This is a genomic window from Flectobacillus rivi (assembly GCF_030056655.1).
Lineage (GTDB): Bacteria > Bacteroidota > Bacteroidia > Cytophagales > Spirosomataceae > Flectobacillus > Flectobacillus rivi.
The window spans coordinates 464,692-480,236 of the sequence record NZ_JASHIE010000002.1; the positions used below are offsets into that span (position 1 = coordinate 464,692).

General features: G+C 37.7%; 13 protein-coding genes. 7 read left to right on the forward strand and 6 right to left on the reverse strand.

Annotated elements, in window-relative coordinates; all coding sequences use genetic code 11:
* Positions 1-100: 100 nt before the first annotated feature.
* The 5 genes from QM481_RS04195 to QM481_RS04215 all read right to left on the reverse strand — a co-directional run bounded on the left by QM481_RS04195 (position 101) and on the right by QM481_RS04215 (position 4,414).
* Positions 101-1,201: a glycosyltransferase gene (locus QM481_RS04195; protein WP_283380757.1), complete on the reverse strand. Its 1,101-nt coding sequence runs from the start codon at positions 1,199-1,201 to the stop codon at positions 101-103.
* A gap of 394 nt (positions 1,202-1,595) precedes the next feature.
* Positions 1,596-1,910 (reverse strand): LamG domain-containing protein, encoded by a 315-nt coding sequence (locus QM481_RS04200; protein WP_283380758.1) that lies wholly within the window; start codon positions 1,908-1,910, stop codon positions 1,596-1,598.
* A complete protein-coding gene (locus tag QM481_RS04205; protein WP_283380759.1) occupies positions 1,901-2,290 on the reverse strand; it encodes a LamG-like jellyroll fold domain-containing protein in 390 nt (129 codons plus the stop codon). Before QM481_RS04205 ends, QM481_RS04200 begins: the two co-directional genes overlap by 10 nt.
* Before the next feature lie 62 nt (positions 2,291-2,352).
* Positions 2,353-3,060, reverse strand: coding sequence for a class I SAM-dependent methyltransferase (locus QM481_RS04210; RefSeq protein ID WP_166550268.1), 708 nt, complete (start codon positions 3,058-3,060; stop codon positions 2,353-2,355).
* Positions 3,061-3,304: 244 nt separating this feature from the next.
* Positions 3,305-4,414, reverse strand: coding sequence for a tetratricopeptide repeat protein (locus QM481_RS04215; protein ID WP_283380760.1), 1,110 nt, complete (start codon positions 4,412-4,414; stop codon positions 3,305-3,307).
* Positions 4,415-4,663: 249 nt separating this feature from the next.
* Here QM481_RS04215 and QM481_RS04220 point away from each other — a divergent pair, with 249 nt between their 5' ends.
* From QM481_RS04220 to dapF, 3 genes are all read left to right on the forward strand, one after another.
* Positions 4,664-5,902: a M16 family metallopeptidase gene (locus tag QM481_RS04220; RefSeq protein WP_283380761.1), complete on the forward strand. Its 1,239-nt coding sequence runs from the start codon at positions 4,664-4,666 to the stop codon at positions 5,900-5,902.
* Between the two features lie 74 nt (positions 5,903-5,976).
* Positions 5,977-6,453: a 2-C-methyl-D-erythritol 2,4-cyclodiphosphate synthase gene (gene ispF, locus QM481_RS04225; protein WP_283380762.1), complete on the forward strand. Its 477-nt coding sequence runs from the start codon at positions 5,977-5,979 to the stop codon at positions 6,451-6,453.
* Between the two features lie 176 nt (positions 6,454-6,629).
* On the forward strand, positions 6,630-7,397 hold the full coding sequence (dapF, locus tag QM481_RS04230; protein ID WP_283380763.1) for a diaminopimelate epimerase: 768 nt from the start codon (positions 6,630-6,632) through the stop codon (positions 7,395-7,397).
* Positions 7,398-7,735: 338 nt separating this feature from the next.
* Here dapF and QM481_RS04235 read toward each other — a convergent pair whose 3' ends face one another.
* Positions 7,736-8,251: a GNAT family N-acetyltransferase gene (locus QM481_RS04235; RefSeq protein WP_283380764.1), complete on the reverse strand. Its 516-nt coding sequence runs from the start codon at positions 8,249-8,251 to the stop codon at positions 7,736-7,738.
* Between the two features lie 190 nt (positions 8,252-8,441).
* Between QM481_RS04235 and QM481_RS04240 the strand changes: the two genes are divergently transcribed.
* The 4 genes from QM481_RS04240 (at position 8,442) to QM481_RS04255 (ending at position 15,502) form a co-directional block, all read left to right on the forward strand.
* A complete protein-coding gene (locus tag QM481_RS04240) occupies positions 8,442-10,337 on the forward strand; it encodes a tetratricopeptide repeat protein (RefSeq protein WP_283380765.1) in 1,896 nt (631 codons plus the stop codon).
* A gap of 301 nt (positions 10,338-10,638) precedes the next feature.
* Positions 10,639-11,670 (forward strand): hypothetical protein, encoded by a 1,032-nt coding sequence (locus QM481_RS04245; RefSeq protein ID WP_283380766.1) that lies wholly within the window; start codon positions 10,639-10,641, stop codon positions 11,668-11,670.
* A 662-nt stretch (positions 11,671-12,332) separates the two neighbouring features.
* Positions 12,333-14,588, forward strand: coding sequence for a RelA/SpoT family protein (locus QM481_RS04250; RefSeq protein WP_166550276.1), 2,256 nt, complete (start codon positions 12,333-12,335; stop codon positions 14,586-14,588).
* Between the two features lie 413 nt (positions 14,589-15,001).
* Positions 15,002-15,502, forward strand: coding sequence for a Fur family transcriptional regulator (locus QM481_RS04255; protein WP_095162259.1), 501 nt, complete (start codon positions 15,002-15,004; stop codon positions 15,500-15,502).
* The last annotated feature ends 43 nt before the right edge of the window (positions 15,503-15,545 follow it).

Sequence of the window (15,545 nt, forward strand, 5' to 3'; positions counted from 1 at the left end):
CCGCCAGATGATTTATCATGGCGGCTACATACCTACATAAAGCCCACAAAAATAGACAATCTAATCTTAAAATGCTACATTCTAAACCTTAGTAAAAATATCATTTTTCTAATATCTCTCTCAGCGTATCAACTCTTTTCGACATTTCGTAATAATCCTCCATGTGTTGACGAGCACTTCTTCCCATTTGTCCACAGAGTTCTGGATTATTTATCAATAGGGTCATATACTTGGCCATTTCCTCCCAATCTCCTTCATTCACTAGAAAACCTGTTTTTTTGTGAACCACAGCATCTTTGATACCTGCATGATAAGTACTTACAATCGGTAATCCAACTGCAGAAGCTTCTAATATAGATACTGGTGTTCCTTCCGAATCTCCATTTGGCGCAAACATAGAATGTTGCACAAAAACTCTTGCGGTTTTCAGTAAATCAATAATTTCTGCGGGTCTTTTAACACCTAATAATTCTACCTGAGATTCAATTCCTAACTCTTTTACCAGTGCTTTTGCCTCTTCCCAAAGCTCGCCTTCACCGATCATTTTTAGTTTAGCATCTGGTACTGTTTGTAATACCTTGTGAAAAGCCCTTATGGTTGAAAAAGGCGATTTTTTAGCCGTAAATCTACCAACTGCCATGAATATCTTATCGCTGTTTTCTGGTGTACCCAAGGTAAACAAGCTTGTATTAACAAAACAAGAGTTGAAGATAACCTTATCAGGGTCTGCTCCAAACTCGATAAGCTTATTTCTCATGTCCCTCGAAACAGCAATAATTCCTTTTACCGTCTTGAACATCTTCTGGTAGGTAGGCAAATACTTGTCTAAGGTAGCTTTGTCGTTTGCGTCAAATCCATGAAAATGAACCACCAATCCAACATTAGCCTTTACACAAGCATCGTTAATTGTTGCCCCCATTGGACCATATTGAGCCAAGACAACATCTATGTTGTTTTTGGTCAAATATCTGGCTAAGAAAAACGTATAAATCTTATGATAGAGACTAGGTAATACATTTCTCAAACCTCCTCGTACATAAAGAATATTGAAAGGAAAAGGCAGAAAGGATACATCGTTTTTATCAAGAGACGGATACCACCCCTCGTAAATCGTGATTTTAGGTTGCAGTTGTTCTATTTGATCATGAATAAAAGTTTCACTGAATCGAAACTTATTAGGGTATGCAAAGCAAAGGTTCATTATCTATCGGCTATTAAAAATGTACACTCGAAACATGAGTCATCCCTAATTTAGTGATTGAGCGGATGAGTGATTATATTACAATTTATATTCTAGTAGTAGAGACGCAATGATTGCGTCTTAAGCCAAGTTATATCTAGCATAGTAGCATCAAAAAAGCGATCGAAAACTATTTTTCGACCGCTTTTTTGATGAAAATTTGGAGAATAACCCTAATCTTAAAATTCGGGATGACTCATGTTTCATATTAGTCGTATTAAATCTTGATTTTGAATCTCTTTTATCAATTTAGTAAGTATTAAAAAGGCTAGACTAACAATATGCCTGAAGTGCTTTTTGATAGTACTTATCTGTCTTATAACTGATATATGATTAACTAATAACTTCTTTCTACTTAGTTTGAAGAAAGTTGACTTATTTCTTCAGTTGACAAGGCTCTTTCAAAAACTTTCACTTCATCAATCGTGCCTATAAAGCCCTGTCCAGTATGTCTATTCCCAATATAAAATCTTTGTGTTCCGTAGCCATATCCAGCAGATTTTCCCTCTACGGCCAAACTACCAATTTGCTTTCCATCGATATATGCCTTAAAGTTCTGACCATCACGAGTAAAAGCTAAATGCACCCACTTTTTGGCAACCATTGACGACAAGGCATTGGGGCTTAGGACTAAATTACTACCATCCTCATTATAGCTGGTCAGAGCCATCCCGATACCTCATAATAATTGTTGGCTACATTAATAAGTTGATCTCCTCCCGAAGAGCCGATAGACATTGCTGTCCTAATTGTCCCCTCAGTTGGAATAGATTCAAGCATAGCCCATAAGGACACGGTAAAATCATTTTTGATAGCAGGCTTTGGAAATTCAATATAAGAGTTTCCATCAAAATAATAGGCACTATTGATATTGCCATTTTTATCATCTGTTAGCCTTGCACGATAAATACTTATTGCACTATTGGTTCCTTTAGAATCATTCGTATTTCCATTAAATGAATAATATGAAATAAAATCTTTGGGAGTTGGGTCAGTTTTTTTACATCCTAAAAATAACAGCAACAATAAAATATAGTAAATAAATTTCATGAACGAGAATACAATTTAATCTCAGAGAAAAGCAAAATTATGAAACCTAAACAATATGAAGACTATCTTTTCTTCGCCACCAACACATACGTACAAGCATCTTTATCGATGGTATCTTGTGCTGTAATTTTATCAAAAAAGATAATTTGTGGTTGCATAATGATCGCTAAAATAGGACGAAGAAACTTGGGAAGTTTGAACAACAATCCATCCTGAAACAATTGTAATCCCATCGCAGCGCGCCCAATAATACCTTTAAAATAAACGACTTCAAAGCCTTCATCTTCTACAACTTTGCGCAGACCTGTCGACGTCCAACGCCAAAAATCTGTTGGGTCTGGATGAAACATCCAATAGCCATGTGTACTCAAAATTAATAGTCCGTCATTTTTCAATACACGATGTGCCTCCTGTAAATACTGTTTAGGATCCACAACATGCTCAAGCACTTGGGTCGAAAGTACAACATCAAGCTTCTCGGCATCGAGCTGGATAGCGCCAGTTGGTGCAATATGAATATCAGCAATCGGGTTTAATTCAAGGTCGATACCCAAATATTGGGCTACGAAAGGAGCTACGATTGGCTCATAAGGCTTGTTGCCACAGCCGTAATCTGCAAGGGTAAGTTTTTGAGGACTTTTTGCCAAAAACAACTGCACAACCTCTTCTATTTGTGCACGCAATTTTCGTAAGTAATAATAACGAGCGGCCATTCGCCCAAATAATGAGGGATACAGTCTTTCTATACCAGCTTCTCTTTCAGTCATCATGATTGGTTTCAAAACTCATTGGATAGGGTTTTCTTTCAAAATTTACCTTTCTCTCAACAAGTATAAAAATCGCTTAGTCTATGTTGGTGATTAGATGTTTATCAAAGTCAGAAACGTTGTACTCCTGCCTTTTGTAACAATTCACAAAGCTACTAAATTTTACTGTTTTAAAAGCAAAAAGCTCCCAGCAGAACTGAGAGCTTTGACATTTGCACAAATGATATTTAAAACTGAGTTGATTCTTTTACTTCAAAAATGCCTTTGCCTCGGCTGTAGTTGATTTATACTCTGCTATTTTCAAACACTTTTTTACATACTCTTTAGCTTTATCCTGATTCCCTTTTCGACGTTCTATTTTTGCCAAACTCAAATAAGCTAAGGCATGATAATCTTTCGTAAATCGCTCATCATAAGGCATTTTAACGCCTTTCAATAAATATGCTTCTGCTTGGTCGTCTTTATGCTGTCTTTCTAATTGAATTCCTTTAAAGATCGATGCTGCACATTGGAACATAATTCCTTTTTGTTTTTGAAGCTTAGCTACATAATCATCAGCCTCCTCAAACTTGTTGAGAGCTGTCAAGATTTCAGCTCTTTGCATTTGATACAGTAAGTTATCTGGAAATTTTTCTATCAACATCGAATTATAATGCAATGCTTTGGCTGGCGTGCCTTCGTACTTCATATATACATAACCCGCGTAAAAAGTCGCTTCATTTTTCACAAAAATAGTTTTGCGTGTCGCCAAGTCTAATTGCTGTAGCCCTAACTTTTTATTTCCATCTGCAAAAAAGAACATGAAAGGCTTAATCAAAGCATGAGTTTCAGGATATTCAACACGATAGTAGTTGTAGATACCCGAAGAGAACAAAAACTCTGGTTGTTTTTCTGTCCATTCTAGGCCTTTTTTCAAATAACTATAGGCTTTTTTGGCAACCCCAACAGCCTTCATAAATTCCTGATTATCGGCATCATAAGCCGCTATATAACCTAAGGTAGCTAATTCAAAAAAGTTGGCTTCTATATCATCTTCATCCTTGTCGAGCATTGCTTCTGCCAAAGTACGACTCTGAATCAGGTAGTTTAAATACACTTTTTGCTGAGCAGGATAATCTTTCAATGGAAAATATTGAAGTTCGGTTTGCAGTGCCATTAAGGTATAAGAAACAGGATGACTAGGATAACGAGCTCTAATTTTCTGGAAGATTTCTGTTGATTCTTTAAAATCATAAGAATACATTTTTTCTAAACCTGCCTGAATTTGGTGACGAACATTAGTATCGTTTAAAATTTGAGCTTTTGAGATGTTGAAAGAGATGCTTAAGAGTAAAAGCAATGTGATAAATTTCTTCATAAGTTTTTGGTTGCGTATTGATGCAAGTAATCAATCTATACTACGACGATAAGGTTAGCAATATATGTGGTAAAGTCTTTTAATACAAATCAAACCGATTTATGTACATTTGCGTTTACTATTCAATTAAGCCACGGCAATTTGCTTTGAGTCTTAAAAGATTGTTTTGTCTTTATTTTCGACCAGACCCTTGTTCGTCAAACCACAGAGAGAACCACAAGACTTGGGTTATACTCATACTCGGCATATATGATAAGCTACTCACATTTTATACTGAACAACGGACTTAAAGTTTACGTTCACGAAGATCATTCTACTCCCATTGCAGCAGTAAATATTTTATATAATGTTGGCTCGCGCGATGAAGACGAAAGCAAAACGGGCTTTGCTCACTTGTTTGAACACTTAATGTTTGGTGGCTCCAAAAACATTGCGAGTTATGATACCCCACTACAACGTGTGGGTGGCGAAAATAACGCTTTTACTTCGCCAGATATTACCAATTATTATATCACCCTTCCGTCGGTGAACCTTGAAACGGCTTTTTGGCTCGAATCAGACCGTATGCTTTCGCTTTCGTTTGATCCAAAAGTGTTGGAAGTGCAACAAAAAGTAGTAATTGAAGAGTTCAAACAACGTTATTTGAATCAGCCTTATGGTGATGTTTGGCTCAAGCTTCGTCCTTTGGCATACACTACTCACCCGTACCGTTGGGCTACGATTGGAAAAGAAATCTCTCACATCGAAAACGCAACGATGGACGATGTACGGGAGTTTTTCTACAAACATTATTTGCCCAATAATGCCGTAATGGTAGTGGCAGGAAATGTGACCTTGGAACAAGTAAAACAATTAGCTAAAAAATGGTTTGAGCCTATTCCGGCAGGTAATGTAACACCAAGAAACTTGCCTCAGGAACCACGTCAAATGGCAGCTCGTTTTTTAGAAACAAATGCCAAAGTACCTCTAGATGCTGTTTACAAAGTATTCCATACTCCAGCGAGATATGCGGATAATTTTAATGCAATAGATTTGGCAAGTGATATTTTGGGACGTAGTAAATCATCAAGATTATACAATAAACTGGTGAAAGAAAACCCACTTTTCAACTCTGTGAATGCCTACGTTACGGCATCGCTCGACCCTGGGCTACTTGTTATTCAAGGTAATCTTAATAACGATGTAAGCATCGAAGAAGGTGATGCGGCTATTCAAGAAGTGCTGAACGAATTTTTATCTCAGCCAATTGATGAAGAAGAATTGACGAAGGTAAAAAATCAGGCTGAATCAACGTTGGTTTTCTCAGAAGTAGAACTTCTGAACCGTGCTATGAATCTAGCTGTGGCAGCCAATGCTGGCGATCCTGAGTCGGTCAATCAAGAAACAGAAAAAATTCAGGCTGTTAACGCGGAACAGTTATCGACATCAATCAAAGATGTTTTAAGACCCGAAAACTGTTCAACCTTATACTATCGCTCAGAAGCATAAATATTACATTTAGGTAATGAGAGCTAAACGCTAATGGATAAAGCTCTCGTTGCTTTTTTCTTAAATATTAAAACATGAAAATCAGAGTAGGACAAGGATATGATGTTCACCGCCTTGAAGAAGGTCGTGATTTTTGGTTGGGAGGTATCAAAGTTCCTCACACACACGGAGCAGTCGGACACTCAGATGCAGACATTGCCTGTCATGTGATTTGTGATGCCCTGCTAGGAGCTGCCAATATGCGTAATATCGGGTATCATTTTTCGGATAAAGACCCACAATGGAAAGGCGTTGATTCTAAAATCTTATTGGCACGAGTGATGGAAATGATTCGTGAGGCAGGTTGGGAAGTCAACAATATTGATGTAACAATTATTTTACAAGTACCAAAGTTAAACCCTCATATTCCAGAAATGAAACGAGTGTTAGCTGAGGTAATGAAGATTGACGAGGAAGACCTTTCTATCAAAGCCACCACTTCTGAACATATTGGCTTTGTAGGGCGTGGCGAAGGAATTGCAGCGCAATGTGTAGCCTTGATTACGAAGTAGTTGTGAATTAGGAGTGTATGCAGTATCTATTTCGGATATCGGATGTTGGATTTCGGAAGTGTAAGCTTATATGTTTTAAAAAAAACGAAGGTCTTTTTCTTTATTTCCGAAATCAGAAATCCCAAATCTCTGAACCCTTATCTCTTAAAATATTGTTAACTAAAAAACTATTTCTCATGAAATTCTATAAATATCAAGGTGCTGGAAATGACTTTGTCGTGATTGATGACCGCGATAAAAGCTTTCCTGTTTCTCAAGAATTAATTGCTCAAATGTGTCATCGTCGTTTTGGTATCGGTGCCGACGGATTGATGCTTTTGCAGAGTGACGAGCAATATGACTTCCGAATGGTCTATTTCAACTCTGATGGTACCGAAGGCTCTATGTGTGGCAATGGTGGTCGTTGCTTGGTGCGTTTTGCACATGATTTGGGCGTTATTGGCGACCAAACTACGTTTATTGCCGTCGATGGAGAACATGAGGCATCTGTAAACCCTGCTACCATTTCATTGAAAATGATTGATGTAAAAGGTGTTGAAAAAACCGAAAAATACGACTTTATGAACACAGGTTCTCCACACTATGTCGAATATGTGGAAAACCTTGCGGAATATGATGTTTATTCACACGGAAAAGGTATTCGTTACGGTGAACCTTTTGTGAGTAAAGGCGGAACCAATGTAAACTTTGTAGAAGTTACAGGTCCTAACGCTCTTTCGGTACGCACTTATGAGCGTGGCGTTGAAGACGAGACGTATGCTTGCGGAACAGGCGTTACAGCTTGTGCTTTATCGGCAAATCTTCGTTTAGGATTTGAAAATGCCATCGACGTAAAAGTATTGGGAGGGGATTTAAGAATTGAATTTACCAAAACTGGTGAAGATAGTTTCGAAAATGTTTACCTCATTGGTCCAGCAGTAAAAGTATTTGAAGGAGAATATTAGGAAGTATGAGTGATGAATTGTGAGAGATGAGTCTTCCCAAGTTTTAAGGTTGGGTTTATTCTCCTCATTTTCATCAATATGAGTCATCCCGAATTTAGCGATTTAGTGATTTAGCGAGTGAGTGATTATGTAAAAAGCAGTAGAGACGCAATGATTGCGTCTTAAGCCAAGTCATATCTAGTCTAGTAGCATCAAAAAAGCGGTCGAAAACTATTTTTCGACCGCTTTTTTGATAAAAATCCCAATACTAAAAATTCGGGATGACTCATGTTTGATGCTACTATGCTAGAATACAAAATTTAATATAATCACTCAGTCGCTTCAATCTTTAAATTCATTTATACCCCTCTCAAAACAACATATAAATATCCATCATAACATCGTCCTTCTTTGATGATTGATTTTGGCTGAATGGATTCCAGTTGGTACCCTCCTCTTTCTAGCACTTTTTGCGATGCTTTGTTAGTATCAAATACACCTGCAAAAATTCGTTGAATCTGTGGAAAATGCTCGAATGTATAAGTCGTCATTTGCTTAAGAGCCTCAGACATAATACCTTTCCCCCAATATTCTTCACCAAGCCAATACCCTATTTCGGCTTGACACTCATAAATATCCTGCCCCAAAATTATACCGATACATCCCACTGCAGCATCATCGACGCATATAGCCAACGACGTGTAGGGTGGTTTTTGACTTTTGTTAAAATCAATCCACCAAACAGCATCATCATGCGTATAAGGGCTGGGAAAGATATTTCTCAAATACTTGGCAACATTGGGATTATTGGCGTGTTTGACCAGAGCGTTTTCATCTCCTTCTCGAAATGCTCTGAGTGTAAATATTGTGGACATACGACGTTTTCTGGTTTCTTTATTTCTTTAGCGACTCTCTGCCTTTCGGCACTATTCTCCTTTTACTAACAAATATTTCATTAACTTTTTGAAAATACGTATATTCAGGATTAGTATTTGCTAGACTTTCATCAATAGCTTGTGATAAAATGCTTAAAAGTAGTTTGCAAAACTCATTTCCCATTATACTATGTCCAAAAATCGTAAACCTGCCAAAACCATTGCTCAACCCAAACCTTCTGGCGCAAAACTCGAGACAAATCTCGCTACTGATACCTCCACGTCTTGGCAATTTTATTTAGGAATTGTTCTGCTGTTGGTCATAGTACTTATTGCTTTTGTGGGTGGATTCAATCATCAATTTGTAGACTGGGATGACCATGTGTATATCGAAAATAATTATTTGGTAACGCAACCTTCAGGGCATTGGTTAGAAGCTTGGAAGAGCCATGTGGCACTCAACTATCACCCACTAACTATTTGGTCTTTGATGCTCAATGCCAGTATTTGGGGAAGTACTTCAGCCAAATCATTTATCGTGACAAACTATTTACTTCATAGCATCAATGTATTGTTGGTAGGATATTTAGCCTTTTTACTCAGTAATAAAAATAAAATAGTTGCCTTGTGGGTAGCCCTCATCTACGGAATTCACCCAATGCGTGTTGAGTCTGTAACGTGGGTATCTGAGCGCAAAGACGTCCTTTATGGGCTATTCTTTTGGGCTGCTTGTATTGTATACGTACAGTATTTACAGAAAAACAAAAACGCCAAATTAGTTTGGACATGGGTACTATTTGTTCTATCCTGTCTCTCAAAAGCACAAGCGGTGGTATTGCCTGTGGTTTTACTACTGTTGGATTATTGGTACGACAGAAAGTTGGAGCCTAAAGTATTAGTAGAAAAAATACCATTCTTTATGGCATCGTTGTTATTTGGACTAATCGCTGCTAATATTCAAGCAGGAGGTGATTTCCATGGGATGATACATGCTATTGGCGAACAAAAAACTGCCTTAGATTTGAAAGTATTTACCTTTAGTGAACGCCTCCAGTTTGCAGGATACGGCTTTATGATGTATTGCTATCACCTACTTTTACCATTACAACTCTCTCCTTTTTATCCTTACGAAAGTACTGGCACTCACGCGCAATTTTATACTGTAGGGCTGGTTTTCACGATTGTTCTACTGATTTTAGCAGGGGTATTTTATAAAAAAAGTAAAACTTTCTTCTTTGGAATAGCCTTTTTTACCATAACAGTAGCACTCGTTTTGCAATTTATCTCAGTAGGCGCAGCTATTATGGCTGACCGTTATACCTATATCCCATATTTTGGTTTGTTGTTGGCCATTGCACTCGGCTTGGTATATATCCAACAAAAATCACCACAACTTGGACAAATCGTATGGACAATAGCCTTTTTATTTGGTGGTTTTTGTTTCGTCCAGACTAAAGCACAAGTGGCTATTTGGGAAAACACAGGTACCTTGTTTGGCGCCATCATACAGCGTTACCCTGATGATTATCGTGCTTATTATACACTAGGGAAATATCAAGGTGAAAAAGAAGGAAAACTAGAGGAGTCTATTGCCAATAATCTTAAAGCAATTGAACTAGGTTATAAAGGCGATACTGGCCCTTGGGAAAACTTGGGAACAGCCTACGGAATCAAAGGTGATACGCCAAAAGCGTTACAATATTTTGATGAAGCCATCAAAAGAGGCACCAAATCAGGCGAGACTTATATGAACCGAGGAATTGCCTATTTTACTCTTCAACAACCCCAAAAAGCTATTCCCGATTTTGAAAAATCCTTGACCATGCCAAATCGAAAAAAAGCTCAAGCATTAACGATGTTGGGGGCATCCTATATTTCAACAGGCAACCCTAAGAAAGCATTGGAAGTGTTAAACGAACTCATCAAATCGGAAACTCAAGTAGATTATTCGGCCTATCTCAATCGAGGTATTGCTCATCAGCAATTAGGACATAATGCTGAAGCCGAAGCTGATTATCGCGTTGTTTTAGCCCAACAACCCAACAACTCTGTAGCCTTGCAAAACCTTAAAATAATGGGCAAATAAAAGTAATGAGTTGTGAGTTGTCCTTGCCTAAAGAGTAAAGTTTGCTTATCCCGTGAAATAACTTTACTCTTTTTCTACTTTTCCTTATTGTTATAGTTGTTATCTTTAGCCAATTCAATTTTTCTTCTTGTTGTTGACACTCTTTCCTTTAGGTTTTTACCCGAACAGATTTAAAGAAATATTTATCAAATTCTTGTTGTAAATCACATTTTGTGTCTTACTTTCCTAAAAAATAATGGTTCTAAGTAACATAAAAGTATTTAGAAAAGCGTTTTGTCAAGGGAGCAAACACTACATAGATATGAATAAAATATACCTTCTTACACTTTCATTAATACTGTTGTTGGGAAAGGCAGGACATGGACAGTCATTTTTATCTTTTGGTAAAAATAAATCTAGAAGTACAGAAAGTAAACTTTACGAAAAGCACTCTTCTGTGGCATTTGGCTTGGGAACAAGTCATTACTATGGTGACTTGGCGCCCTATTATCGTATTATTCCTTCTTTCACCCAAGATATCAGATGGAATGTAGGTGCCGAATGGGAACGCTATTTGTCTCCACATTGGGGCGTTCGAGTGGGTTTATCATGGATACGCATTGCTGGCGATGACAACAAATTTCAGGGTGTGGCAGGAATGGAAAGTTTTTTTATGCGAAACGCTCATTTCAGAAATGATGTGAAAGAATTGTCTGTGGTAGGTGTATATCAATTGGTCAAACAAAATCGCAACTATCGTGCTCGTACCAAGCTTATGCCTTATTTGTTTGCAGGAGTTGGGGTGTTTCATCATAACCCTATGGCAAAAGCGCCTCAAGGCATTAGTATTCCAGCAGGACAATGGACGAGTCTTCAGCCACTGGGTACCGAAGGACAAGGCTTACCAGGATATGCTTCTCCTTACAAGCTCATTTCGGTCAGTATTCCTGCGGGTATTGGTATCAATTATAAAGTGAATCAAAATTGGGATTTTGGAGTAGAATTTAGTCTGAGATATACGCTAACAGATTATCTAGACGATGTAGGAGGACCTTATGTTTTGCCCCAAGATGTTCAAGACCCCAATACCTTGGCATTTAGTCACCGAGAATTAGAAAGCACATCCATCACTACGGGTCGTGACCGTTTACCAGAAATTCGTCAGTGGTTTGTTAATGCAGGTTTTACAGCATACGCCGACCCAAATACCCCCATTAATCCAAGAGATGCGGCGGTATTTTACAGTGGTAATTCTCGTAATGCGACAGGAAATATAAACGATAGTTTTTTAATGACTCGTATCAAGCTAGTTTATCACTTGATGCCAGCTGTAAAATGCCCTCCATTGAGATAATAAACCCTATTTTTTAGCATAAAGGCGTTTTAGAATTCAAGTTCTAAAACGCCTTTATTTTTAATAAAAATCGTTGATAAAATCTCGAAGATTATGGTTTTTAGTTTGTTTTTGAAGCTAAAACGCTTAATTTAGTGTAAGCAATCGGCTCGATGAGCAGAGTACTGTGGCCCGAAATGTGAGGTCGGTTTGTTGATTTTAATAGATTTTTCAAGATTAATAGACTATATCCTTCGTAGTGTTATTGTATTTCTGCCTCTTTCCTGTCAAAATGCCTTAATTATTAACCCAAAAACAATCACAATTTTGACCACTATTCATAGAAGTGATGATTTAAGAGTATCTATCATATAAAAGTTTGTACGAGTCGTTTTTTTGCTTTTCAATGAAATTCTCATTTTTCAAATTTTTACATGTAGTGTATTTCTATATGGTTAATTAGGGTTGTACAAAGGATTTCAAACTATTGCAGATTGGGGATTTCTGATTTCGGAAATGAATTAAAATACCTTTATTTTTTACAAAATATAGAAGATTATACTTCCGAAATCCAACATCCGATATCCGAAATAAACAGTTTCATAACCCTTCGTACAGTACTATATGGTTAATAACTAATTTCTGTTAACGCTTTTCCACTTTAGTCCCCCAACTGTGTTAATATGTCCGTAGAAGCTGTAGCGATAGACTTAGAATTAGAAAAGAAGGAAATCCTTAAACGGTACAGAAAATTACTCGCAAGTGCCAAGCCCTATCTTCGTGATAATGATGCCAAGTTAATCAAACAAGCATTTTTGATGTCGGTCGAAGCGCATAAACACATGCGTCGTAAATCTGGAGAACCTTATATCTACCACCCCATTGCGGTAGCGCAAATTTGTGTGGATGAGATAGGGCTAGGAGCCACGTCCATTATTTGTGCCTTGTTACACGATGTAGTCGAAGATACTGAAGTAACACTCGATGAAATTTCGGAGCAGTTCGGCTCCAAAGTTGCCAAAATTATCGATGGCTTAACCAAAATTTCAGGCGTATTTGAGCATGGTTCTTCTCAACAAGCAGAGAATTTCAGAAAAATGCTTTTGACGCTTTCTGACGACATCCGAGTAATCCTGATCAAACTTGCCGACCGCTTGCATAATATGCGTACGCTCACAAGTATGGCGAGAGATAAACAATTAAAAATTAGCTCAGAAACTTTCTATCTGTATGCTCCTCTAGCACACCGCTTGGGTTTGCATGCTATTAAATCTGAACTAGAAGACCTTTGTTTAAAATATACCGAACCAGAAGCTTATAAAGAAATAGCTAAAAGGCTCAAAGAGACCAAGGCATCCAGAGAGAAGTTTATCCAAAACTTTATTCGACCTATCGATAAAGGACTTCAGGATATGAGCTTCAAGCATGTCATAAAAGGACGCCCAAAATCTATTTATTCAATTCATAATAAACTCAAAAAGAGCAATGTACCTTTTGATGAGATATATGATTTGTTTGCCGTTCGGGTTATTTTGGATGTTCCCAAAGAACAAGAAAAAGCGGCTTGTTGGGCGGTATATTCAATGGTGACTGACCATTACAAACCCAACCCTGACCGTTTGAAAGACTGGATCTCAAACCCTAAATCCAATGGATATGAATCATTACATACCACTGTAATGAGTTCAGGGAAAAAAGGTCGCTGGGTCGAAGTACAAATCCGTACCACACGTATGGACGAGATTGCAGAAAAAGGCTTTGCCGCCCACTGGAAATACAAAGGCAACGATACTCGTACCAATAAGGCTTTTGAATCGTGGTTATCGCAGATTCGTGAAGCATTAGATTCTTCTGACAAAGCCCAACAGTCGGCCGTCGAATTGGTCGATGATATTCGTAGTAGTTTGTACAACGAAGAGGTATTTGTATATACGCCAAAAGGAAAACTTATCGTTCTCAAAGAGGGTGCTACGGCTTTAGACTTTGCTTTTGAAATCCACACAGAAGTAGGTGCTCGTTGTATCGGTGCCAAGGTCAACAATAAGTTAGTGCCATTGAGTTACAAACTCAAAACGGGTGATATCATTGAATGTATGACTTCGGCAAAACAAAAACCATCTGAAGATTGGTTAGGTTTTGTCGTAACCACCAAGGCCAAGTCACGTATTAAAGACTATATCAAAGAAGCCAACAAACAGCACGTAATTGTTGGGCGTGATATGGTAGAACATCGTTTGAAAATTCTTGGGGTAAATGTACTCACCTTAGAAGTGACCAATCAGCTAAGAGCCTACTTTAATGCCAAAGATGCCAATGATTTGTTCTATCGCTTTGGAAAAGGGTATATCCAACTCGATGAGCTAAAACGCTGGAAGTCTGACCGAGAATCCCATGAGCGTAAGCAAGCGGCTAAGAGTATTCAGGAGCCATTAACCAATACTAAAAACTTGGTAAAAGAGCTCAAGAAACTTCATGGCGACCGCAAAGATGCCGATGCTTTGTTGATTGGAGAAGATATGGATAAGATAGATTACACGCTAGCAAAATGTTGTAATCCAATCGCCGGTGACGATGTATTTGGTTTTGTAACCATCAACGAGGGTATCAAAATTCACCGTACCAGCTGTCCTAATGCTCCTGAATTATTGTCAAGACATGGCGACCGCGTTCTAAAAGCAGTGTGGGCATCTAAGATAGAAATGTCTTTTGTGGCACATTTGATTATCAAAGGAACCGACCGTATGGGTTTGATGAACGACGTTACCAGAGTAATTTCTCAAGACTTGCAAGTCAATATTCAAAATCTTTCAATTGGTGTAAAAGATGGCATTTTTGAGGGAAAAATTGCATTGATGGTAAACAATACGGGGCATCTAGAAAAATTGGTAAACTCATTAGAACAAGTAAGTGGCGTTGTAGAAATCGAGAGAGGGGAATAAAGAATATTTCGGATTTGGGATGTTTGATTTCGGATTTAAGATTTTTTAAAAACAATCCAGCATCCCATATTAGTACTGTACGAAGGATTTCCAACTATTACAGATTTGGGATTTCTGATTTCGGAAAAAGTAAAATATCTTGATTTTCGCAAAATATAAATAAAAAGGTAGGTTACATTTCCGAGATCCAACATCCGATATCCGAAATAGATAGTTCTTGTAATCTTTCGTACACTACTAATCTACGATACAGACTAAAGCTTTCTTATAAATTTCCATTTTAATGTGAAAATGAGTTATTTTGTATTAAAGAATAGATTTAGTCTAAAATTGAATCTTCATGAATTATTGAGTGTTTAGTTTTTGGACATTGAACCAGCTTTTCATAAACTAATCACCGAAGCCATTAAACAATGCCATCAAACGCTAATTTGGAGGCTGTAAAGAAAATTTTTACAGCATATCTTGAAAATAAAGGGCTGAGAAAAACGCCAGAACGCTTTGCGATTTTGGAAGAGATTTACTCACGTGACGACCATTTTGATGTGGAGGAGCTTTATATTTCGATGAAGAATAAGAAGTATCAGGTTTCGCGTGCAACTGTGTATAATACCCTAGATGTATTAGTAGAATGTGATTTGGTTTCCAAACATCAATTTGGAAGAAATATTGCACAATACGAAAAATCTTATGGTCGTCGTCAACACGACCACTTGATTTGTACAGACTGTCACCATGTAACTGAATTTTGCGATCCACGTGTCCAAACAATTCAGTCGATGGTGGGCGAAATGCTACAATTCAATGTAATGCACCACTCTTTGATTTTTTATGGTTCATGTACCAAAACGGATTGTGAACATAAAAAAGCTCTTCAACAACAGCTTTCTGTTAATGGCGAATCCGACCATTAGAAAGGAATTCTCTGAAGTATCATAAGTATAATACCTCAGAGAA

Bases quoted from the DNA above. Each gene is read 5' to 3' on its own strand.
- QM481_RS04195 (WP_283380757.1), bottom strand. From the start codon at position 1,201: ATGAACCTTTGCTTTGCATACCCTAATAAGTTTCGATTCAGTGAAACT.
- QM481_RS04200 (WP_283380758.1), bottom strand. From the start codon at position 1,910: ATGGCTCTGACCAGCTATAATGAGGATGGTAGTAATTTAGTCCTAAGC.
- QM481_RS04205 (WP_283380759.1), bottom strand. From the start codon at position 2,290: ATGAAATTTATTTACTATATTTTATTGTTGCTGTTATTTTTAGGATGT.
- QM481_RS04210 (WP_166550268.1), bottom strand. From the start codon at position 3,060: ATGATGACTGAAAGAGAAGCTGGTATAGAAAGACTGTATCCCTCATTA.
- QM481_RS04215 (WP_283380760.1), bottom strand. From the start codon at position 4,414: ATGAAGAAATTTATCACATTGCTTTTACTCTTAAGCATCTCTTTCAAC.
- QM481_RS04220 (WP_283380761.1), top strand. From the start codon at position 4,664: ATGATAAGCTACTCACATTTTATACTGAACAACGGACTTAAAGTTTAC.
- ispF (WP_283380762.1), top strand. From the start codon at position 5,977: ATGAAAATCAGAGTAGGACAAGGATATGATGTTCACCGCCTTGAAGAA.
- dapF (WP_283380763.1), top strand. From the start codon at position 6,630: ATGAAATTCTATAAATATCAAGGTGCTGGAAATGACTTTGTCGTGATT.
- QM481_RS04235 (WP_283380764.1), bottom strand. From the start codon at position 8,251: ATGTCCACAATATTTACACTCAGAGCATTTCGAGAAGGAGATGAAAAC.
- QM481_RS04240 (WP_283380765.1), top strand. From the start codon at position 8,442: ATGTCCAAAAATCGTAAACCTGCCAAAACCATTGCTCAACCCAAACCT.
- QM481_RS04245 (WP_283380766.1), top strand. From the start codon at position 10,639: ATGAATAAAATATACCTTCTTACACTTTCATTAATACTGTTGTTGGGA.
- QM481_RS04250 (WP_166550276.1), top strand. From the start codon at position 12,333: ATGTCCGTAGAAGCTGTAGCGATAGACTTAGAATTAGAAAAGAAGGAA.
- QM481_RS04255 (WP_095162259.1), top strand. From the start codon at position 15,002: ATGCCATCAAACGCTAATTTGGAGGCTGTAAAGAAAATTTTTACAGCA.